General features: G+C 39.4%; 19 protein-coding genes and 5 tRNA genes. 5 read left to right on the top strand and 19 right to left on the bottom strand.

All coding sequences use genetic code 11. The features are described 5' to 3' along the window. Positions 1-14 precede the first annotated feature (14 nt). The 10 genes from H5087_RS10660 to H5087_RS10615 all read right to left on the bottom strand — a co-directional run bounded on the left by H5087_RS10660 (position 15) and on the right by H5087_RS10615 (position 7,441). Positions 15-305: an HU family DNA-binding protein gene (locus H5087_RS10660; RefSeq protein ID WP_158000827.1), complete on the bottom strand. Its 291-nt coding sequence runs from the start codon at positions 303-305 to the stop codon at positions 15-17. 183 nt (positions 306-488) lie between these two features. Beyond that, positions 489-2,858, bottom strand: coding sequence for an endopeptidase La (lon, locus tag H5087_RS10655; protein ID WP_024596372.1), 2,370 nt, complete (start codon positions 2,856-2,858; stop codon positions 489-491). 151 nt (positions 2,859-3,009) lie between these two features. Continuing rightward, positions 3,010-4,293: an ATP-dependent protease ATP-binding subunit ClpX gene (clpX, locus tag H5087_RS10650; protein ID WP_182672005.1), complete on the bottom strand. Its 1,284-nt coding sequence runs from the start codon at positions 4,291-4,293 to the stop codon at positions 3,010-3,012. Between the two features lie 135 nt (positions 4,294-4,428). After that, entirely contained in the window at positions 4,429-5,046 is a 618-nt protein-coding gene (clpP, locus tag H5087_RS10645; protein WP_002958346.1) for an ATP-dependent Clp endopeptidase proteolytic subunit ClpP, read from the bottom strand. A 164-nt stretch (positions 5,047-5,210) separates the two neighbouring features. After that, the gene (gene tig / locus H5087_RS10640) at positions 5,211-6,515 is read right to left on the bottom strand and encodes a trigger factor (RefSeq protein WP_002958347.1); all 1,305 of its coding nucleotides are present in this window, start codon (positions 6,513-6,515) and stop codon (positions 5,211-5,213) included. Between the two features lie 378 nt (positions 6,516-6,893). Further along, positions 6,894-6,970 (bottom strand) — tRNA-Pro (locus H5087_RS10635). Positions 6,971-7,040: 70 nt separating this feature from the next. Continuing rightward, positions 7,041-7,117 (bottom strand) — tRNA-Pro (locus H5087_RS10630). Positions 7,118-7,131: 14 nt separating this feature from the next. Next, positions 7,132-7,207 (bottom strand) — tRNA-His (locus tag H5087_RS10625). Between the two features lie 23 nt (positions 7,208-7,230). Continuing rightward, a tRNA-Arg gene (locus H5087_RS10620) sits at positions 7,231-7,307 on the bottom strand. 57 nt (positions 7,308-7,364) lie between these two features. Beyond that, positions 7,365-7,441: transfer RNA gene (locus H5087_RS10615), tRNA-Pro, on the bottom strand. Between the two features lie 353 nt (positions 7,442-7,794). Here H5087_RS10615 and folD point away from each other — a divergent pair. Next, positions 7,795-8,649, top strand: coding sequence for a bifunctional methylenetetrahydrofolate dehydrogenase/methenyltetrahydrofolate cyclohydrolase FolD (folD, locus tag H5087_RS10610; RefSeq protein ID WP_002958348.1), 855 nt, complete (start codon positions 7,795-7,797; stop codon positions 8,647-8,649). Positions 8,650-8,722: 73 nt separating this feature from the next. On the opposite strand, the gene cysS is transcribed toward folD, so the two are convergent. Continuing rightward, positions 8,723-10,102 carry a cysteine--tRNA ligase gene (cysS, locus tag H5087_RS10605; protein WP_182197511.1) on the bottom strand — a complete coding sequence of 460 codons (1,380 nt, stop codon included), beginning with the start codon at positions 10,100-10,102 and terminating at the stop codon, positions 8,723-8,725. A 155-nt stretch (positions 10,103-10,257) separates the two neighbouring features. Between cysS and H5087_RS10600 the strand changes: the two genes are divergently transcribed. The 3 genes from H5087_RS10600 to H5087_RS10590 all read left to right on the top strand — a co-directional run bounded on the left by H5087_RS10600 (position 10,258) and on the right by H5087_RS10590 (position 12,422). Further along, positions 10,258-10,749, top strand: coding sequence for a peptidylprolyl isomerase (locus tag H5087_RS10600; RefSeq protein WP_002958350.1), 492 nt, complete (start codon positions 10,258-10,260; stop codon positions 10,747-10,749). An 89-nt stretch (positions 10,750-10,838) separates the two neighbouring features. Further along, positions 10,839-11,576, top strand: coding sequence for a UDP-2,3-diacylglucosamine diphosphatase (locus tag H5087_RS10595; protein ID WP_002958351.1), 738 nt, complete (start codon positions 10,839-10,841; stop codon positions 11,574-11,576). A 54-nt stretch (positions 11,577-11,630) separates the two neighbouring features. Next, complete coding sequence (locus H5087_RS10590) at positions 11,631-12,422, top strand: transporter substrate-binding domain-containing protein (RefSeq protein ID WP_182672004.1); 792 nt, start codon at positions 11,631-11,633, stop codon at positions 12,420-12,422. On the opposite strand, the gene miaE is transcribed toward H5087_RS10590, so the two are convergent. Next, complete coding sequence (gene miaE, locus H5087_RS10585) at positions 12,419-13,186, bottom strand: tRNA isopentenyl-2-thiomethyl-A-37 hydroxylase MiaE (protein WP_182672003.1); 768 nt, start codon at positions 13,184-13,186, stop codon at positions 12,419-12,421. The two genes, H5087_RS10590 and miaE, sit on opposite strands and share 4 nt — an antisense overlap. Positions 13,187-13,392: 206 nt before the next feature. Here miaE and H5087_RS10580 point away from each other — a divergent pair, with 206 nt between their 5' ends. Then, positions 13,393-13,992, top strand: coding sequence for a Yip1 family protein (locus H5087_RS10580; protein ID WP_002958354.1), 600 nt, complete (start codon positions 13,393-13,395; stop codon positions 13,990-13,992). Positions 13,993-14,106: 114 nt separating this feature from the next. On the opposite strand, the gene purF is transcribed toward H5087_RS10580, so the two are convergent. The 7 genes from purF to H5087_RS10545 form a co-directional block, all read right to left on the bottom strand. Beyond that, on the bottom strand, positions 14,107-15,633 hold the full coding sequence (gene purF / locus H5087_RS10575; protein WP_024596369.1) for an amidophosphoribosyltransferase: 1,527 nt from the start codon (positions 15,631-15,633) through the stop codon (positions 14,107-14,109). A gap of 18 nt (positions 15,634-15,651) precedes the next feature. Further along, positions 15,652-16,146 carry a CvpA family protein gene (locus H5087_RS10570; protein WP_182672060.1) on the bottom strand — a complete coding sequence of 165 codons (495 nt, stop codon included), beginning with the start codon at positions 16,144-16,146 and terminating at the stop codon, positions 15,652-15,654. Between the two features lie 193 nt (positions 16,147-16,339). Continuing rightward, a complete protein-coding gene (locus H5087_RS10565) occupies positions 16,340-16,981 on the bottom strand; it encodes an SPOR domain-containing protein (RefSeq protein ID WP_182672002.1) in 642 nt (213 codons plus the stop codon). A gap of 11 nt (positions 16,982-16,992) precedes the next feature. Beyond that, positions 16,993-18,258: a bifunctional tetrahydrofolate synthase/dihydrofolate synthase gene (gene folC / locus H5087_RS10560; protein ID WP_182672001.1), complete on the bottom strand. Its 1,266-nt coding sequence runs from the start codon at positions 18,256-18,258 to the stop codon at positions 16,993-16,995. Between the two features lie 25 nt (positions 18,259-18,283). Further along, positions 18,284-19,159 carry an acetyl-CoA carboxylase, carboxyltransferase subunit beta gene (gene accD / locus H5087_RS10555; protein ID WP_002958359.1) on the bottom strand — a complete coding sequence of 292 codons (876 nt, stop codon included), beginning with the start codon at positions 19,157-19,159 and terminating at the stop codon, positions 18,284-18,286. A 155-nt stretch (positions 19,160-19,314) separates the two neighbouring features. After that, entirely contained in the window at positions 19,315-20,109 is a 795-nt protein-coding gene (truA, locus tag H5087_RS10550) for a tRNA pseudouridine(38-40) synthase TruA (RefSeq protein WP_002958360.1), read from the bottom strand. Between the two features lie 277 nt (positions 20,110-20,386). Continuing rightward, positions 20,387-21,998: FimV/HubP family polar landmark protein (locus H5087_RS10545; protein ID WP_310736467.1), on the bottom strand; the 1,612-nt coding region annotated here is incomplete at its 5' end.

Genomic DNA, 21,998 nt, shown 5'->3' with positions numbered 1-21,998 from the left:
GTTTAAAACAGTGATTAGTTTACTGCGTCTTTAAGCGCTTTACCGGCTTTGAAAGCTGGAATAGTTGCAGCAGCAATTTGGATAGTTTCACCAGTTTGCGGGTTACGGCCTGAACGTGCAGCACGTTCACGTACTGAGAAAGTACCAAAACCTACAAGTGCAACTGAGTCGCCATCTTTTAGCGCGCCAGATACAGATTCGATGAATGAATCTAGTGCACGACCTGCAGCCGCTTTAGAAATGTCAGCATCAGCTGCGATTTGATCGATTAATTGAGATTTATTCACAATATCATCCTCTTTCATTGTTATTATCAAGAGCGATGGTTTTTTAAACTAACATCACTTTTTTGAAAATTTTAGAGCAAACTTTTAATGCCCACATGATTATATTTTTCTTAAGCCTAGGCCCCGTAAGGGCTAGGCTTGAAAACCAGTGCTTAACTTATCATACCGTTTAGATTTGAAAAGCCCTAAAAAGCACTTTTTTTATGTTTTTTCTTGGTTTTTAGGTGTTTCGACCGAAAAACTCTCAACAGGATGCACTAAAGCAAGCTTTAACACCTCGTCAATCCAAGTAACTGGGTGAATATCGAGGCCAGCCAATACGTTGTCTGGTATCTCTTTTAAGTCACGTTCGTTAATTTTTGGAATGATCACTGTTTTAATTCCACCACGATGCGCCGCTAATAACTTCTCTTTTAAGCCACCAATCGGAAGTACTTCACCGCGTAGCGTAATTTCACCAGTCATAGCAACATCTGCTCGTACAGGATTACCCGTTAAGCTAGATACAAGACCTGTTACCATTGCTGCGCCCGCACTAGGACCATCTTTTGGTGTTGCGCCCTCAGGTACGTGTACGTGAATATCACGTTTTTCGTAAAAGTCGCTGTTAATACGGAAAGTATCTGCTCGATTACGCACAACCGTCATTGCCGCTTGAATCGACTCTTGCATTACATCGCCAAGAGAACCGGTGTAACTTAACTTGCCTTTACCTGGCACTGCCGCACATTCAATTGTTAGCAAATCACCGCCAACTTCTGTCCATGCTAAGCCTGTAACTTGACCAATACGGTCGCCATCTTCAGCTTTACCATAATCAAAGCGCTGCACACCTAAAAAGTCTTCTAGGTTATCTTGATTGATGGTCACTATTTTAGTGTCTTTTTCAAGCAAGATATTTTTAACTGCTTTACGGCATAGTTTCGAAATTTCGCGCTCTAAGTTACGTACACCCGCTTCACGTGTGTAATAACGAATAATGCCAATAATTGCGCTGTCTTCGATAACTATTTCAGACTCTTTTAAGCCGTTACGTTTAACTTGTTTAGTAATTAAGTGCTCTTTTGCAATGTTTAGCTTTTCATCTTCGGTGTAACCCGACAAGCGAATAACTTCCATACGGTCCAGTAATGGACCAGGAATGTTAAAGCTGTTTGATGTTGCTACAAACATAACGTCAGATAAATCGTAATCGACTTCAAGATAGTGGTCGGCAAAATGACTGTTTTGTTCCGGATCAAGCACCTCTAACAGTGCTGATGCTGGGTCGCCGCGCATATCTGATGACATCTTATCGATTTCATCTAATAAGAATAATGGGTTTTTAACGCCCACTTTTGTCATGTTTTGAATTAGCTTACCTGGCATTGAACCAATGTATGTACGACGATGACCGCGAATCTCGGCTTCATCGCGAACGCCGCCAAGCGCCATACGAACATACTTACGACCAGTAGAACGCGCTATAGATTGCCCAAGTGATGTTTTACCAACACCTGGTGGTCCAACTAAACATAAAATTGGCCCTTTGAGCTTATTAGTACGCTGTTGCACCGCGAGGTACTCAATAATGCGTTCTTTTACTTTATCTAAGCCGTGGTGATCGCTATCAAGAATTTTTTGTGCGCCTGCTAAGTCTTTTTTCACTTTAGAGCGTTTTTTCCATGGCACATTAATTAATGTATCTATGTATGAACGCACTACAGTCGCTTCGGCAGACATTGGCGACATCATTTTAAGCTTATTGAGCTCTGTAGTTGCCTTTTCTTTAGCTTCATCAGGCATGCCAGAATCTTCAATACGCTTTTTAAGCGCTTCAAATTCGTCAGGCACATCATCAAGCTCACCAAGTTCTTTTTGAATGGCTTTCATTTGCTCATTGAGGTAATACTCGCGCTGAGATTTTTCCATCTGCTTTTTAACGCGGGTACGAATTTTCTTCTCAACTTGCAATAAGTCTATTTCGCCTTCCATTAGTGCCATTAAATATTCAAGACGTTCTGTAACACTTGAAATTTCGAGCACTTTTTGTTTTTCAGGTACTTTAAGCGGCATATGCGCTGCCATTGTGTCGGCAAGGCGTGCTGGCTCATCAATACCTGAAACCGAAGTTAGTACTTCAGGTGGAATTTTTTTATTTAGCTTTACATAGCCTTCAAACTGGCTAATTGCGCTTCGGATAAAAATATCTTGCTCTTGTTCATCTACAGAATCAGATTCAATAAATTGAGCATTAGCGACAAAAAAATCATCGTTATCAACAAACTCTTCAATTTGTGCGCGCTGTGTACCTTCGACTAAAACTTTAACTGTACCGTCTGGTAATTTTAATAACTGAAGTACAGTGGCAATAGTACCGATACGATAAATATCATCTTGCTCTGGTTCATCTACAGTTGCATCTTTTTGTGCAACCAAGAAAATTTGTTTGTCTTTGTCCATTGCCGCTTCTAGGCATTTTATTGATTTTTCACGGCCAACAAAAAGCGGGATCACCATGTGCGGATATACCACAACATCGCGCAGTGCAAGGACTGGGATTTCGACTCGGTCGGTTCTCTCAAGCGTCATTATAGTTTCTCTTCGCACTTCATTTATTTTAAAGATTACTCAAGTATATGGGGATAACCTAATTAAAGTTCAACAATTTTCCCTAACTCGATTAAATTAATTATAAAAAAAGGAGCCTAAGGCTCCTTTTTCCATTCAAATAGCTTAAAAACTATTCTGATGAAGCTTTATCTTGCTTATTATTTTCATAAATCAAGATTGGGTCTGACTCACCTTTAATAACGGTTTCATCAATAACCACTTTGCTTACATCATCCATTGAAGGAAGTTCGTACATAGTATCAAGTAACACGCCTTCAACAATTGAACGAAGACCACGTGCACCTGTTTTACGCTCCATTGCTTTGTGAGCAATAGCAGCTAAGGCATCATCGCGAAACTCAAGTTCAACATCTTCCATACCAAACAATACTGAAAACTGTTTAGTAATCGCGTTTTTAGGTTCACTCAATATTTGCACAAGAGCTGCTTCATCAAGCTCAGTTAATGTAGCCACTACCGGCAAACGGCCTATAAACTCAGGAATTAAGCCATATTTAACTAAATCTTCTGGCTCTACATCTTTAAATGTTTCACTTAAAGAACGACTCGCCGCAGACTCTTTTACGCTAACGCCAAAACCGATACCGGTGTTTTTATGGCTACGTTGCTCAATTACTTTATCTAGGCCTGAAAATGCACCACCACAAATAAACAAGATTTTAGATGTATCTACTTGTAAAAACTCTTGCTGTGGATGTTTACGACCACCTTGCGGTGGAACAGAAGCAACGGTGCCTTCAATCAGTTTAAGTAGCGCCTGTTGAACGCCCTCGCCTGATACGTCACGCGTAATTGAAGGATTATCTGATTTACGAGAAATCTTGTCAATTTCATCGATGTAGACAATACCGCGCTGTGCTTTTTCAACATCGTAATCGCACTTTTGTAAAAGCTTTTGAATGATGTTTTCAACATCTTCACCTACATAACCTGCTTCGGTTAATGTAGTGGCATCGGCCATAGTAAACGGCACGTCAAGTAGGCGCGCTAATGTTTCTGCAAGTAATGTTTTGCCACTACCTGTTGGGCCGATAAGCAAAATATTACTTTTACTTAATTCAATGTCTTGCTTAGTCGATTGGTTACGTAGGCGTTTATAATGGTTATAAACGGCAACAGACAATACTTTTTTAGCATGGTCTTGACCAATAACATAATCGTCTAAGTGTTTACGAATTTCTTTTGGTACAGGTAGTTTGTCAGACGTATCATGCTTAGGAGCAATGTCTTTGATCTCTTCCCTGATAATATCGTTACACAACTCTACACATTCATCACAAACGTATACTGAAGGGCCTGCAATTAATTTACGCACTTCGTGTTGGCTTTTGCCACAAAAAGAGCAGTATAACAATTTATTACTTTTGTCGCCGTCTGTAGGAGTGTCAGACATTCAGCTACCTCATTTTATTACGTTGGCCACCAAAACTATTGGCGGCTATTTCAATACGCTTTAACTATACCAAAATTTATTGGTTTTCGCATAGTAACTCAAAGTGGCAAACAGGCAGTCCTGCTTACCAAGCGCTTACTTTTTGTCGCGATTTGTAAACACAGAGTCTACCAAGCCGTAATCTACAGCTTGCGAAGCACTCATGAAGTTATCACGATCTGTGTCTTTAGAGATAATATCTAATGGTTGGCCTGTATGCTCAGCCATTAAGCGGTTAAGCTTATCTTTAATAGACAGAATTTCTTTAGCGTGTATTTCAAAGTCAGATGCTTGACCTTGGAAACCACCTAATGGTTGGTGAATCATCACACGTGAGTTTGGTAGGCAAAAACGCTTACCTTTAGCACCAGCAGTAAGTAAAAAAGCACCCATGCTTGCAGCTTGACCTACACATATTGTACTTACATCTGGTTTGATGAAGTTCATTGTGTCGTAAATAGCCATACCCGCAGTTACTGAACCACCTGGTGAGTTGATATATAAAAAGATATCTTTATCAGGATTCTCTGATTCTAAAAATAGCATTTGCGCTAAGATCAGATTTGCCATGTTGTCTTCAACTTGACCTGTTAAAAAGATAATACGCTCTTTTAATAATCTCGAATAAATATCATACGAGCGCTCGCCTTTTGGTGTTTGTTCAACAACCATTGGGACCAATGCATTTAGGGGATCTGTAATACCAGTATTCATACTTATTTAATTCCTTATGCGCTTATACTTATCCTTATTATAAGGAAGCATAGTTATCGTTTTTCGCAAATTTAGAGCCAAAAACTAAAATGGCCCGGGCACGCTGTATAAACAGAGTAACACGAGCCATTTAATCGTTAGCGAGAGCTTAAGTCAATGACTTATTAAGCACCTTGCTGTGGATTCATGATGTCATCAAATGCTTTTTCAACATCAGTAACAACTGCTTTAGCTAAAATAGCTTCAACAGCTTGCTCTTCCATTGCTACATTACGCATTTGCTGCATAAGTTGATCATTACCTTTGTAGTATTCTACTACTTCAGTTGGATCTTCGTATGCAGAAGCTACTGTTGCGATTAATGCTTCAACTTTAGCATCATCAACTTTGATGTCGTTAGCTTTAATCACTTCACCTAATAAAAGGCCAGTTTTTACACGTGTTACAGCTTGCTCGTGGAACAATTCAGCTGGAAGCTCTGGCATGTTTTGAGCGTCGCCGCCAAAACGTTGAGCTGCTTGCTGACGTAGAGCATCAACTTCTTGATCAACAAGTGCTTTAGGCACTTCGATTTCGTTGTTAGCTAAAAGACCTTTGATTGCTTGGTCTTTAACGCTTGCTTTAACCGCTTGGTCTAGCTCACGTGTCATGTTCTTTTTAACTTCTTCTTTAAGCGCGTCTACGCCGCCTTCGGTAACACCGAATTTAGTTGCAAACTCTTCGCTTAATTCTGGTAATTCTTGCGCTTCAACTTTTTTCACTGTGATAGTGAATTGAGCCGCTTTACCTTTTAAGTTTTCAGCGTGGTAATCATCAGGGAAAGTTACATCAGCTACTACTTCTTCGCCTGCTTTTTTACCTACGATGTTATCTTCAAAACCTGGGATCATACGACCTTGGCCAAGTTCTAATGGGAAGTCTTCAGCTTTGCCGCCTTCAAATACTTCACCGTCGATAGTACCTACGAAATCAACTGTTACACGGTCGTTTTCGCCAGCAGCTGCATCAACATCAGCCCACGCTGCGTGTTGCTTACGAAGTGTTTCTAGCATGTTAGCTAAATCTTCGTCAGTTACTGTTACTGCTGGTTTTTCAACAGTAATTTTATCTAAACCTTGAACTTCAACTTCAGGGTAAACTTCAAACGTTGCTGAGAATTCTAAATCTTTACCTGCTTCAAGTGATTTAGGAGCGAATGTAGGCGCGCCAGCTGGATTGATTTTTTCAGAAACGATTGCTTCAATATAATTACGTTGCATTACTTCGCCAGCAACTTCTTGACGAACTGCAGGGCCAAAACGCTTGTTAATTACAGATACTGGAACTTTACCAGCACGGAAACCATCTATACGCTGTGTTTTTGACAGTTGTTGTAGGCGTTTTTTTACTTCGGTCTCAACGTTCTCTGAAGGAACGGTGATAGTTATACGGCGCTCAAGGCCTTGGGTCGTCTCAACAGAAACTTGCATGATTTACCTCAATATTCAATTTTGGCGACTGTTCGCCTTCCTTTACAAACAAAGTGTTCTGCATGAGTCTTGATAAAGTTTAAGCGGTTTTTCACACTTAAAAGCATCCGTCGCTACCATGAGACACCATTGCTGCTTTGCCCTTCGGGCACTATGTTAAACAATAGACGCGGCATTATAACCTAATATTTATGATAGTCGAGTATAGGGGGCAATTATTTGGACTAGATAAGGGACTATAAAGACTAACTGAATAAAAAACAGGCTAACTACGGACTAAATAGAATAAAATAGAAATTATTTAATAGAATTATAGGCTAACAGATTTAGATTTATAACTTAGAGGAGTTTATTTATTGTTCTTATTGGATAAGAAAATGGTCGGCGATGCAGGATTTGAACCTGCGACCCCTTGGACCCAAACCAAGTGCGCTACCAAACTGCGCTAATCGCCGACATTGAAGAGTTAACTTCTTTTTTCATACTGAACACTTAAACTTAGAGTTTAAGACCATTTTAAGAAAATGGTCGGCGATGCAGGATTTGAACCTGCGACCCCTTGGACCCAAACCAAGTGCGCTACCAAACTGCGCTAATCGCCGATATTCGTTGTAAATGGGGTGACTGATGGGGCTCGAACCCACGACAACCGGAATCACAATCCGGGGCTCTACCAACTGAGCTACAATCACCGCTATATTTACATGTTTTCAAATGGTGCACCCAGAAGGATTCGAACCTTCGACCGACGCCTTAGAAGGGCGTTGCTCTATCCAGCTGAGCTATGGGCGCATCGAAAACTTCATAGTTTACCAATAAGCTATTCGATTATAAAAAATTATAAAAAAATGGTCGGCGATGCAGGATTTGAACCTGCGACCCCTTGGACCCAAACCAAGTGCGCTACCAAACTGCGCTAATCGCCGAAACTTATTATTGTTAGCGAGTGACCTCGTTGACAACGGGGTGCATAATAGTGATTTGACGGGGTTAGGTCAAACGTTTTTTTAAGAAAACCAATCAAGTGCTCATTTTTAGTGCACAATGGTTAAATATTACAATAGTCGGCTGAATTTTAAACTATTTAACAGCTCAAACGTTATATACCTTAAAAGCAACTTGGCGCTGCTATGCTTTTCTGCGAAAATAGTAGGCACATTATAAAACGAGTTAAATAAAGAGCGTATTTTTCTTTATTAGCATTTTTACCCCTATTTTATTATGCATTCGTTTTTAGAGTATCGGTATCTAGTTAATTAACCCCAATTAAAGGTCACCCATGACGGCAAACATCATTGATGGTAAGGCAATCGCAAAACAAGTACGTAGCGCTGTAGCAGAACGCGTAAGTGAACGTGTAGCAAATGGTTTACGTGCACCAGGACTTGCAGTAGTACTTGTAGGACTTGATCCAGCAAGCCAAGTTTATGTTGGTTCAAAACGTAAAGCCTGTGAAGAAGTCGGTTTTATCTCTAAATCATTTGATTTACCAGCAGACACACAAGAGCAAACTCTTTTAGATTTAATTGACGAGCTAAATAATGATGCCGAAGTTGATGGAATTTTAGTGCAGTTACCACTGCCAAAAGGTCTTGATGCTGAAAAGATTTTAGAACGTATTACCCCACATAAAGATGTTGATGGATTTCATCCATATAACATTGGTCGATTAGCACAGCGTATGCCTGCCCTTCGCCCATGTACGCCTAAAGGTATTATTACATTACTTGATTCAACGGGTGTACGTTATAAAGGGATGCATGCAGTTGTCGTTGGCGCGTCAAATATTGTTGGTCGTCCAATGTCGTTAGAGCTTTTATTAGCAGGTTGTACTACCACTGTATGTCATAAGTTTACTCAAGACTTAGAAACACATGTTCGCCGCGCTGACTTATTAGTTGTGGCTGTCGGTAAACCTGAATTTATACCGGGAGATTGGATAAAAGAAGGCGCTATTGTTATCGATGTGGGCATTAACCGCTTAGATACGGGTAAATTAGTCGGTGATGTTCAATACAGTGTGGCCGAACAAAAAGCGCATTTTATTACACCTGTACCAGGTGGCGTTGGCCCGATGACTGTCGCAAGCTTAATTGAAAACACACTTGAAGCGTGTGAAAAGTATCACAGCTAAGCTGTTTAAAAAATCAAAAAAGGGTTGCCATTTGGCAACCCTTTTTTAGTTTGACCTGAATTACTTTAAACGCTTACGCTTTACGCCACGTTGTTTTACCAGCTGAATCTTCAAGTATTACACCTAATGCATTAAGTGCATCGCGAGCTTCATCAGCAGCAGCCCAGTCCTTACTAGCACGTGCTTCATTACGTTTTACAATTAATGCTTCAATTGTCGCAACTTCGTCGTCATCTTGCCCACCTTGTAAAAAAGCTTCCGGTGCTTGTTGAGCAACGCCTAACACTTCACCAAGGCTACGCAGTATAAACGCTAACTTGCCAGCTTGACCTGCGTCACTTTCTTTTACGCGGTTTAATTCTTTAGCAAGTTCGAACAACACAGGTAGTGCTTCTGGTGTATTAAAGTCATCATTCATTGCTTTTCTAAATTTAGCAACAAACTCATTGCCTTCTAAATCGCATTCTACCGGTACGACATCACGAAGCGCTGTATAAATGCGTTCAAGTGATGAGCGCGCTTGGTCTAAATTCTCTTGCGAGTAATTTAATTGGCTGCGGTAATGTCCTGAAATTAAAAAGTAACGAACAGATTCGGCATCGTATGCTTTTAAAACTTCACGCACAGTAAAAAAGTTATCTAACGACTTAGACATTTTTTCTTTATTTACTTGCACCATGCCAGTATGTATCCATGTATTTACATACTTGCCGTTGTTTGCACAGCACGACTGGGCAATTTCGTTTTCATGATGTGGAAACTGTAAATCAGACCCCCCACCGTGAATATCAAAATGCTCACCTAAGTGTTTTGAGCTCATTGCCGAACATTCAATATGCCAACCAGGACGCCCTTCACCCCACGGTGATGACCATGATGGCTCACCTGCTTTGGCTTTTTTCCATAACACAAAATCAAGTGGATCGTCTTTATCTTGCGCTACTTCAACGCGAGAGCCCGATTGCAGCATAGTTAAATCTTGCTGAGAAAGCGCACCGTATTGCTCAAACGTTGATACATCAAACAATACATCGCCATCAGCTGCAACATAGGCATGGCCCTTTTCAATCAAGCGCTTAACCATAACGATAATTTCATCCATATGGCTTGTAACTGTTGGTTCAATATCTGGGCGTAGCATATTTAGGCTATCAAAATCTTCATGCATCGCTTTAGTCATGCGCACAGTTAAATCGTTTATTGACTCACCATTTTCATTTGCGCGTTTAATTATTTTATCGTCGATATCTGTAATGTTACGTACATATTTTAAATCGTAACCAATATGACGTAAATAGCGCACAATAACGTCAAAACCAACAAAAGTACGAGCGTGTCCAATATGGCAGTAATCATAAATGGTGATACCACACACATACATGTCGATTTTGCCTTCGACCATAGGTTTAAATTGCTCTTTTTGTCGCGTGAGTGTGTTGTATATATTTACCATTTACTTTGAGTCCTTGACTATTTACTTGAACAGTTATGTTACCACTTGAAAAGCCCCTGCTCTAGCGCTTTATAACAAACCAAACATCTACTTTGTTAATCTTAGCCAACTACGATAAAATAGCGCCAATATTTAAACCAGATATAGGAAAACACATGGTTGTTCTACACACCAATTTTGGTGACATCACCATTAAAATGTTTGAGCAAGAAGCTCCAAACACTGTTAAAAACTTTTTAGAGTATGCAAATGCTGATTTTTTCAACGGCACTATCTTTCATCGTGTAATCGATGGTTTTATGGTGCAAGGCGGTGGTTTTGTACCAGGTATGGAACAAAAAGAAGTTAACGACCCAATTAAAAATGAAGCTAATAATGGCCTATCTAACAAGATAGGTACTTTAGCAATGGCGCGTACGCCTGATCCTCATTCAGCTACAGCGCAGTTTTTCATTAACGTGAACAACAATGACTTTTTAAACCACAGCAGCGAAACATCGCAAGGCTGGGGTTACTGTGTTTTTGCTGAAGTAGTAGAAGGTATGGACGTAGTAAATAAAATAAAAGGCGTAGCAACAGGTAGTACTGGTTTTCACCAAGACGTGCCTCTTGAAGATGTGATCATCGAAAGCGTTACTGTTAGCTAATAGTAAGTTTACCCACGTAATGTGGAGTATCGGCGGGCATTTACGCAATGTGTATACGCCCGCTTTATTTATATCGAAAAGACTGACCTATGACTCGCCAAACTTACTTTATTGCAGATTTACACCTAAGCGAAAACCGCCCCGACATTAGCGCTGCATTTTTTGACTTTTTAAATACGCATATACTAAATAAAGATGTAGATGCACTTTATATTTTGGGTGATTTTTTTGAAGTATGGGTTGGAGATGACTACATTACAGCGCTGAGTGCCGATGTAGCAAAGCATTTAAGCGCCGTTAATGATGGTGGGACACCTGTTTATTTTATACATGGCAACCGTGATTTCATCATGCGCAAGCAATATGCAGACATGGCCGCAATGACTTTACTCGATGAACAAACAGTCATTGATTTATATGGTACGCCTACCGTTATTTTACATGGCGACGAAATGTGTACTCAAGATACTGAGTATCAAAAATTTCGTAAAAAAAGCCGTGGTTGGTGGTGGCCAAAATTAATGCTTGCAATGCCACTTTGGTATCGTAAAAAAATAGCGCGTAATGCCCGTGAAAAAAGTAAGTTGAGCCAAGCTGATAAACCTATCGAAATTTTAGACGTTGTAGATGAAGCCGTGCTTGCCACCTTTGCCAAACATAACGTTACTAATATGATTCATGGTCATACTCACCGCCCTAATGTTCATACCTATAAAGTTAATGAACAAACGCTTACTCGTACAGTGCTAGGTGACTGGTATACCCAAGGCTCTTATTTAGTCGTTACCCCTCAATCACAAGAATTAATTAGCACGCCTTTCGCATAATTTAAAATCCTGACTATTATTTAACTATATATTTGAATAATAGTGAGAGGTTTAATGATTAAGCTGTTAATTTTCATCGTAGTAATTGCCATTCCTACCAAAGTATTTAGCGAGCAAACATGGCAAATTGTTACTGAAAACTACCCTCCCTATTTTAGCGAAAACCTTCCTGATAACGGTTGGTTATATGAAATCACTCAATCAGCCCTTAAAACTCAAGGCATTAATAGCGAAGCCGAGTTTACGACATGGGACCGCGCCCTAAAGCTATTAGAAAAAAAGAGAAAAACAGCTATTTTAGGCGCTTTTTATTCATTAAAAAGAAATGAAGTTTTTTACTACTCTCGCCCACTTGCAGTTGCTCATTCAGGAATTTTTAAACGCAAAGAGAGTGCTATTAACTTCGATGGTACAGTTCAGTCATTAACACCTTATAGTATTGGTACAGAAGACAATGCCTTTGTAAGCCAAGAGTTTGCTAGAGCTAGAAATACTGAGCTGGCAATAACATCTACTAAAAGCCTTCCTACAAGTTTATACCTGCTACAACAAGGACGTATTGATTTGGTCGCAGGCACTAAAGAAGTAGGGAAGTATTGGCTTGAGCACAATAACGAAGTTGATTTAGATAAGAATAAAATTGAGTACTTATTGCCAGATCTTGCTTCTCATAAACTATATTTAGTTGTCTCTAAATCAAATTACAGGGCAAAAGAGTACTTACAAAAGTTTAATAGAGGGATTGATATAATAATTGAAAACGGAAGCATTGCTGAAATCATGAAGAAACACAATTTCAGCAATCAAAAAACAGCTGAATACATTAATTTTTTAAAAGAAAATTAGCTTTCTGCTATTGGCAAGCCACTATGAAACTTAAAATCTTCATCCTGTGATGAAATTAATTCGGCTTCAATCTCGCCAAATTCTTTAACTCGTTCGGTAATATCAAAATCAGCAACTTCTTGCGCTAAAGTTAGATAATCTTGGTAATGACGGGCTTCAGAGCGCAGCAGCGAAATATAAAAATCACCTAAACGTTTGTCAACATGCGGCGCAAGCTTTGCGAAACGCTCACATGAACGCGCCTCAATGTAAGCGCCTACAATTAATTTATCAACAAGGGCATTTGGCTCAAACGTTTTAACATGACGAAGCATGCCTTTTGCATAACGACATGGTGTAATGCTTTGGTACTCTACACCGTACTCGTCCATAATTTCGAGCACTTGGTAAAAATGATGCAACTCTTCTTTTATCAACAATACCATTTTATCAATTAAATCTTGTCCATATGGCGAATTAGATTTAGGAATTATTGATTTAGTTAGCTTATTTTTAGCCACGAGATCACGCCAGTTTCCTTCACGCTTATAAATAAGCGTTTCAAATGGCTTTAGCCACTCGAGTAAGGCATCACTGCCCTCTTTATCAACAGCGTATTTACGTATTAAAAACATCGCACTTTGAGCCGCTTTTAACTCACAAATTAAGTGATCGATTAAGATGACTGATAAGTTCTCTTTTTTAATTGCCTGCTCCACCCACTGCTGTGGGGTTGTACACACTAAAAAGTTATTGATCGGCTCTAAAAGTTGGCTATGTGGCACGTTGACTGCTCATTACTAAATAAATTTGATATGCCATTATTTTAACACGAAATTTTGTTTGGGATAAATCAAAGCCCTAACCTGTGCAAAAATGTTAATAGTGAGTTAACTTGACTTTGCAAAATAAGTGAACCATAACTGTACATAGACTGTATAAAAATAAACCAACCAAAACAGTAATACGTTCCTTTTATGGAGTAAGCACTATGATACTAAATCACCTCTGGGGCATTTATGCTCACCCACTTGAAGAATGGCAAACAATAGATAATCGCCATGAAAGTTTAACCTATAGTTTGTCGCATATTTTACTGATTGCTTTGTTTCCTTCAATAATGGGTTATTACTCATCTGTTTATTTAGGATGGAGTATAGGCGCAGGCGATCCTGTATTTTTAACGCACGATAGTGCGCTGTTAATTGCAGTTGCAATGTATTTTGCTTTAATAGCGGGTGTTTTTGCATTGGCGTATTTGGCTCATTGGATGGCCGTTACATTTGGCTCTAAGCCTACATTTACACAAACACTTGAACTTGCAGCTTATACTGCAACACCTGTGTTTATGTCGGCGCTTGCCGCCTTTTGGCCTGTACTTTGGTTTGTAGTGTGTATTGGAATTATTGCACTAGCTTACTCGGTCTACTTACTTTATACCGGCGTACCAATACTTATGCATATTCCACAAGAGCGTGGCTTTATTTATGCCAGCTCGGTTGTAACGTGTGGATTAATATTACTAGTTATTATTTTAGCTGTAACAGCTATGCTTTGGACAAATGGGATTGTTAGTCCAATGTTTACTTAATAAAGTTTAGCTAATAAAGAGTCGTGTTTGATAGAAATGTTCCCTTTCTTTCCTTCGCAAAAAAGGAGCTAATTAGCTCCTTTTTTTATGTAACGACTTTTTATTAACTAATTATTAATCAGCTTCGTTTTCGTCTTGGTTGTGAATCTCTAAACTTGAAGACATCGCACTTTCGCGGGTGCTTTTTGCTGAATCGTTACGTAGCTCATCAATACGGTTTAAATAGTTTTGATCAATATCGCCTGTAATATATTGCCCATCAAATACTGAGGTTTCGAACTTAGTAATTTCAGGATTTTCTTGGCTAACCGCAGCTATTAAATCTTTTAACGATTGAAAGATTAAACCGTCAGAGCCAATACTTGCATTAATATCTTCCACTTCACGTCCGTGAGCAATAAGCTCTGCTGCTGAAGGCATATCAATACCGTACACATTAGGGAAGCGTATTTCAGGCGCTGCGGATGCAAAGTAAACATTTTTAGCACCAGACTCTCGAGCCATTTCAACAATTTGTGCTGATGTTGTACCACGAACAATTGAGTCATCAACCAATAATACGTTTTTACCTTTAAACTCGCGATCAATTGCGTTTAGCTTTTGACGCACTGATTTTTTACGCATCTCTTGGCCAGGCATGATAAATGTACGACCAATATAACGGTTTTTAACAAAACCTTGGCGATACGGTAAATCAAGCACACGTGCAATTTCCAGTGCTACATCGCATGAAGTTTCTGGGATTGGGATAACTACATCAATGTCTTTATCAGCCCATTCGCGTGCAATTTTTTCGCCTAGTTTTGTGCCCATGTTTACGCGTGTTGCATAAACAGACATACGGTCTATTGTTGAATCAGGTCGAGCAAAATAAACAAATTCAAAAATACACGGCGAGTAAGATGCTTTATCTGCACAACTAAGTGAATGAAATTCACCTTCTTCTGTAACATATATAGCTTCACCAGGGGCTACGTCACGTACAAACTCAAAGCCGTCCGGTTTTAACGCAACGCTTTCAGAGGCGAACATGTACTCAGTGCCTTTTGCAGTCTCACGTTTACCAAATACAAGTGGACGGATACCATTCGGGTCGCGAAAAGCAACAATACCGTGACCAATAATCATAGCAATTGTTGCATAACCACCGCTTACTTTATTATTTACCTCGGTTACCGCAGTAAATATATCTTCAGGGTCTAAATGCAACTTATCAGATTTACTTAGTTCATGTGCCATGATGTTGAGTAAGATTTCTGAATCAGATGTTGTATTTACATGACGACGTGCTTCTGAGAATAACTGCTCTTTTAAAGCTTCTGCATTAGTAAGGTTACCATTATGGGCAAGCGCTATACCAAACGGTGAGTTAACATAAAAAGGCTGTGCTTCAGATGAGCTTGAAGACCCTGCTGTAGGATAGCGCACATGGCCAAGACCTATCGTACCTTGTAGTCGTTTCATATGACGAGTGTGAAAGGCATCTTTCACTAAGCCATTTGCTTTGCGTAAGCTGAACGTATTATTCTCAATGGTAATGATACCCGCGGCATCTTGACCACGGTGCTGCAAAACAGTTAAGCCATCATAAATCGCCTGATTGACAGGGGATGTTCCGACTATTCCAACGATACCACACATGTAATTTATCCTCGCCGATTAACGGTTTACTGAATTTAAAAAGCTCGAGTTGTTTTCTAGGTACGAAAAGAACCATTCAACAACAAAGCCAAATTCTGGAATCAAAATAGAATTGCCCCACCAGTGCGTATTGGGTGCACCAGTAAAAGCATCAAGAAAGAAGAGTAACGCGCTCACGACCAACACGCCTCGTAGAGCACCAAACACTATGCCAAAGACACGGTCGGTACCCGATAAACCAGTACGATGTACGAGCTCACCTAAAATGTAGTTTAGTAAACCGCCTAACAGTAGCGTCACAAAGAATAATATGGCGATGGCCGCCGCATTTCTTAAAAGGGGTTCAGAAATGGTTGTTAGGAAGGAAGCTAAATATTGGTAAAATAAGCTAGAGATGATAAAGGCGCCAGCCCATACCGCTAATGACATTGCTTCTTTTACAAAGCCGCGTATTAAACCGATGATGGTAGACAATACAATGATGCCAATAATGGCGTAATCAACCCAGATCATAAGAACCAATTAGTCGCTAATTTGGGGCGCATTCTATACCCAAACATCGTTAGTATGCAAGTTTAAACGGGAGATTACTGGGTTGTAGTTAATACAAAAAATTAACATTCTAGTCTAGGTATTGTGAGATAAAGATAATGATAAAAAAATATAAATAAATAAAAAAAGGCTTGTTATACAAGCCTTTTTAAAATTATTTTGTTACTTCGTACTGCGTAACTTTACCATTTAATTTAGTAAGCTCTTTGAGCTGGGGGAGCTGCTTTTGTAATTCACTTTTATCAAGCGAAGGACCAACAAATACTTTGGTTAATGTCCCATTTGGGGTTTTAATCGGTTTAGTAAACGTTTTAAACCCTTCAGCCTTTAATTTAGCCTGTAATGCTTTAACGTTTGCAACATGTGAAAAACTACCTAATTGAATAACATAGGCCATACTCGTTAGGTTTTCATCACTTTTACGTGGTGCAATTGGCTCTGGCTTAGCTTGAACAGGCGCTTTTGTAATTGGTGTAGCTTTGGGTTCTATAGTTGCTTCAACAACTTTATCTTCCACAGCGTAATCACTCTCATCCTTCGCGCTTTGCTGCTCAAAAGCTTCATCGTCAGCTTGAATGTCTTCAATTTCATCTTGCTTTAGTGGCTCAGCATTAGCCATATTTTCATCAATTGACTCTTGAAGATCGATTGTTTTGAACTCAGGGCGGTCTGGGATCGCTTTAAAGCCTTCTTTATAATGCACTTTTTCGCCATCGAGTATATTAGGGATAAACACAATTGCTGCGATCACCACTATACTTGTTCCGACTAAGCGATTAATAAAACTTGAGTTCACCGACATCCTCTCTATTTTTTAAAGTAATTAATAGCGCCAGCAACTGTAAAAAATGAACCAAATATAATCAACATAGTATCACTTTGTTGTTCTGGTAAAATTACATTCAGTGCTTGTGCCACACTATCATAGCTATTAATAGTATTATGATGAGACAATTTCTGCAGTGCATTTTGTAAATTACTTGCAGTGTCACCTCGCGGGCCACTTAAGCTCGCTAATGACCACTCATCGACCAAGTGACTTACTTCTTTAAATACACCCGCTTTATCTTTATCAGCAAGCATAGCGGCTAATGCATGAATTTTAAAGCCTTTATCTTTATAGCTTAATAACTTATTGGCTAAATAACGCGCCGACTCAGGGTTGTGTGCTACATCGGTAAAGACTAAAGGCTCAATACTTAACTGTTGAAATCGCCCTTCGACAACTAAATTAGCTAAACAACTTCGTATAATTGATTCACTAGGTAATAAGTTTAAAACACTTAGCGTAGTTAATGCGGTAGCTGCATTTTGACACGGTATTGCAGGCTTATCTATTTCAAGATTATGTTCTTTATATTGCCAATTAAAGCTCTCAGCATTTTCTTTAAAAATAAAGTCACTGCCCGACAGCGTCATGTTGGCATTAATTTCTTTACCATAATCAGTCATTGTGTGAGGAATATTTAAATCCCCTATAATAGCGGGAGTATTTTCACGAAAAATACCGGCTTTATCATAAGCCACTAACTCACGGGTATCACCCAAGTACTCTTTATGGTCTAAGTCTATAGTCGTGATCACGCTTGCAAAGGGAGTGACTATATTTGTGGCGTCAAAGCGCCCACCTAAACCAACCTCTAGCAATACATAATCGACGTTACAGCGTTTAAAAATTGCCAACGCACCCAAAGTACCATATTCAAAATAAGTCAGAGGAGTGTCTTTACGGCCTTGCTCAAGCTGGTGAAAAGCATCTATATGAAATTGGTCTGCCAATTCTTCCCCATTAACTCGTACACGCTCGTTATAACGAATTAAATGTGGAGATGCGTAAGTACCCACATTGAAACCTTGCGCTAGCAATAGCGACTCTAAGCAGCGTGCTGTGGTGCCCTTACCGTTTGTACCGGCAATAAGAATAATTTTACTTGGAGTGTTTAACAGGCCAATATTGTTAGCAACATTAGCAACTCGTTCTAAGCCCATAGCAATGTTAGCTGGGTGAACACTTTCTAAATAAAAAAGCCAATCATCAAGGCTTGATGATTGGCTAGGAGTTTTTTTTGTCATAGCGTGTAATCAGTAAAGCTGAAATTTACGCTACTCTATGCTCTTGTTCCGTAGAAGGCAAGTTCATAAATTTAGCTAAAATGCGTGCAAGGGTATCGCGCATTTCACGGCGGTCAATAATCATGTCAATTGCACCGTGTTCAAGCAAAAATTCACTACGCTGAAAGCCTTCAGGTAATGTTTCGCGAACAGTTTGCTCAATAACACGAGGACCCGCAAAACCAATTAATGCTTTAGGTTCCGCAACGTTAATATCGCCCAGCATAGCAAGTGATGCAGATACACCACCCATAGTTGGGTCAGTCATGACTGAAATAAACGGAAGACCTTTTTCAGTCATTTTTGCAAGTGCAGCACTTGTTTTAGCCATTTGCATAAGAGACATAAGCGCTTCTTGCATGCGTGCACCGCCTGATGCAGAAAAACAAATAAGCGGCATGTTATGCTCTAAACATTGATCAACAGCATCAACAAAGCGAGCGCCAACAACAGAAGCCATTGAACCACCCATAAACGAGAACTCAAATGCTACTGCTGCAACTGGAATACCTTTTAATCGGCCTTTCATAGCTACAAGTGCATCTTTTTCACCACTTGCTTTTTGGGCTGCACTGATACGATCAGAGTATTTTTTAGAATCTTTAAACTTAAGAATGTCTTTAGGCTCATGTTGTGTGCCAAGCTCTTGACGGTCACCTTCATCTAAAAAGTGCTCCAGGCGCTTACGGCCACTAACACGCATATGATGGTTACACTTAGGACATACGTTTAATGACTTTTCTAATTCAGCTTTATATAAAATTGAATCACACGATGTGCACTTAGCCCAAACACCTTCTGGGATTTCTTTACGACCTGATGATTTTGTCGTTTTAGGTAAGATTTTTTCTAGCCAACTCATTTGCAACTCTCTTAATGCTGTTCTGTGTCGCGAGCCTGCCAATAGTAATTAGCAGACAAATTTTTTCAATTAAAACATGAATTACACTAACGCGGTATAAAAAACTGGTCTTAGTAGTTAAAAGTGTTCATAAAAAGCACTAACGACAACCATAACTAAATTTCAGCGTCAGGTAAAAACAATGGACCTAAAGGCATTTTAGGAATATTAAACTCTTCAGGATAATCGACATCAACCAAGTATAAACCTGCAGCTTTAGCTGTAGCACTTGCTTTAGCACGCTCTTTACAATCAAGTAATTCTTTCAACCAAATAGGCTGTTGCTTATGTATGCCAATATCCATCAAGCTCCCCGTTATATTACGTACCATGTGATGTAAGAACGCATTCGCCTTAATATCAATAATAACGTAACACCCTTGGCGCTGTACCGATAAATGATGAATAGTACGAGTCGGTGTATTCGCTTGACAATGGATCGCTCGAAAAGATGTAAAATCGTGTGTCCCGATCAAATACTGACAGGCTTCCTGCATTTTAACTTCATCTAATGGGTGATGAAAATGCGTAACCCCTTCGCTTAACACTGCTCCTCGAAAAGGAGAGTTATAAATAATATAGCGGTATCGGCGAGCGGTTGCACTAAAACGAGCATGAAAATCGACAGCAACTGGTTGTGCAAAGCGAATAGCAATATCTTTAGGCAATAAGGTATTCATACCCATTGTAAATGCGACCATGTCACGCGAAGCTTCAGTTTCAAAATGTATTATTTGACCTGTACCGTGCACACCCGCATCAGTTCGCCCCGCACATACTACTTCAACTGGGTGATTACAAATACGCGACAATGCCTTTTCTACTTCTTGTTGTACGCTATTTACATGTGATTGACGTTGCCACCCACTATAGCGTACGCCGTTGTATTCAACTCCAAGTGCTACTCGCATAATTACTGCTTTACCTACTGTGCTAATGAACACGGCATTTTATGCTATCTCTCGACGCAATAAAAGGAGGTGTGCGGTAATACCCTTTTTATTAAAAACATGATCATTTTAATGAATCAAATAACTTAATAATTACGATGTAAATTATTCTTTTATAACAATTACATACTATAAAATTCGCTTCATTAATGCGTTGCTTTTCCTGTTATAATTAAACTAACATCCATAAAAAAACCCTTAATTAGAATAACCAATTAAGGGTTTTTTTAACAATTTGTTATTTTAGTTTCGCTTTTAAACTAAGTGCCTCTTCTTGAACTTCTTCTGGGCCTTTGTTGATGACATCCTCAATGACCTTGAGCGCAGAATCAAAATCATCAATTTCAATATAAGCACGCGCTAAATCTAGTTTAGCTGAGTAGCCACCACTTTCAGCATCAACATCGGTTGGGTTATCACCAGCAAGTAATGCATCAAACTCACTCAAACCGACATCCATATTAACGTCGGTGTAAGGTTCGTGTTCAAGTTCAGCCTCTTCACTTTCTTCTAATAATGAATCTATATCTACAAATTCATCATTATCAAGTTGCTCAATATCACTACTTTCAACAAGTGGCTCTTTTGTAGTTAATGAGTCATCTTCCTCTAAGTCTTCTTTTAGCAAGCTGTCAAAGTCGACATCAAATTCACTGCTATCCTCAGCACTTAATTCTTCAGGCTCCGCTAACTCACTAAGTAATGAATCAAAATCAGTTTGCGTCAAATTTGACATAAACTCTTCATCAAGTTCATCGTCAGAGCTAATATCAGTGCTACCTGCTTCATCTGAGTTTGTTAACTGTGCTTCGCGCTCTGCATTTGTTTGCTCTTGCTGCTCGTCTGATAACTCATCAGTTAGCGCTTGCTCTAAAATATCTTCGTCAAACTCGACATCTAAGTCAGAAAAATCGTCTTCAATTAAAATTTCATCATCAAAATCGTCTTCTAAACTATCTAAATCAGTATTTTCAGAAAGCGCATTTGATAAGTCCTGCTCAGCTTGGCTGGAAGCGACTCCCTGCGCCTCACCGTCTAAATCATCACCTTGTAATTCTTCGGGGGTAAATGGCAACTCACTTTCTAGTGTTTCTTGAACTTCATCAAGGTTAAGAGGTTTGGTATCCTCTTCTATACTAACTGGTTCAACAGAATCAATTCCGTCATTAATTTCTTGCAGTAAATCATCATCAAACGACTCGTCTTCAACCTTAGCTTCTGATTCAGAGAAGTCATTATCAAAATCATCTTCTAAGCTATCTAAGTTAGCATTTTCAGAAAGCGCATTTGCGAGATCTTTCTCTGTTTGGCTAAGTGCTACTGCATTTTCTTCACTCGGTGTATCTTCTTTAGGTTCTTGCGGCTCAAACGAAGGTTCATTCTCCAATAATGAATGATCATCATCTAATTCAAGTTCAGGATATTCATCTAACTCTTCACTTGGCGTTATAAGATCGCTATCAAGCTGCTCTTCAATTTTTGTAAGATCTGAGTCATCGTCGCCCGCTAACGGATCGTCGCCAAGATCTACTTCTATTTCTTCAAGATCGTCGTCAAGCTCATCTAAAGACCAATCTGGTGTTTCTATATAGTCATCATCCGTCGCTTGTTGTAGCTCATTTAAAAGCTCATCAACGCTCTTTAAAGTATCATCTGTATATTCTTCAAGCGCATCTTCAGGATCAAGAAGCGACTCTGATGTATCTGAAAAATCATCAACCGTTACATCTATAAGTTCAGATTCTTCTTTAAGCTCAGGTTCTTCTGCAAGTTCAGGCTCATCGTCAAGCTCAGGCTCTTCTGCAAGTTCAGGCTCATTGTAAAGCTCGGGCTCTTCTTCAAGCTCAGGC

The sequence above is a fragment of the Pseudoalteromonas sp. SR43-7 genome, from assembly GCF_014163785.1.
In the GTDB taxonomy this organism is placed as follows: Bacteria; Pseudomonadota; Gammaproteobacteria; order Enterobacterales; family Alteromonadaceae; genus Pseudoalteromonas; species Pseudoalteromonas distincta.
Note: the sequence above shows the minus strand (reverse complement) of the source record. Positions and strands in the feature narration are given on the sequence as shown.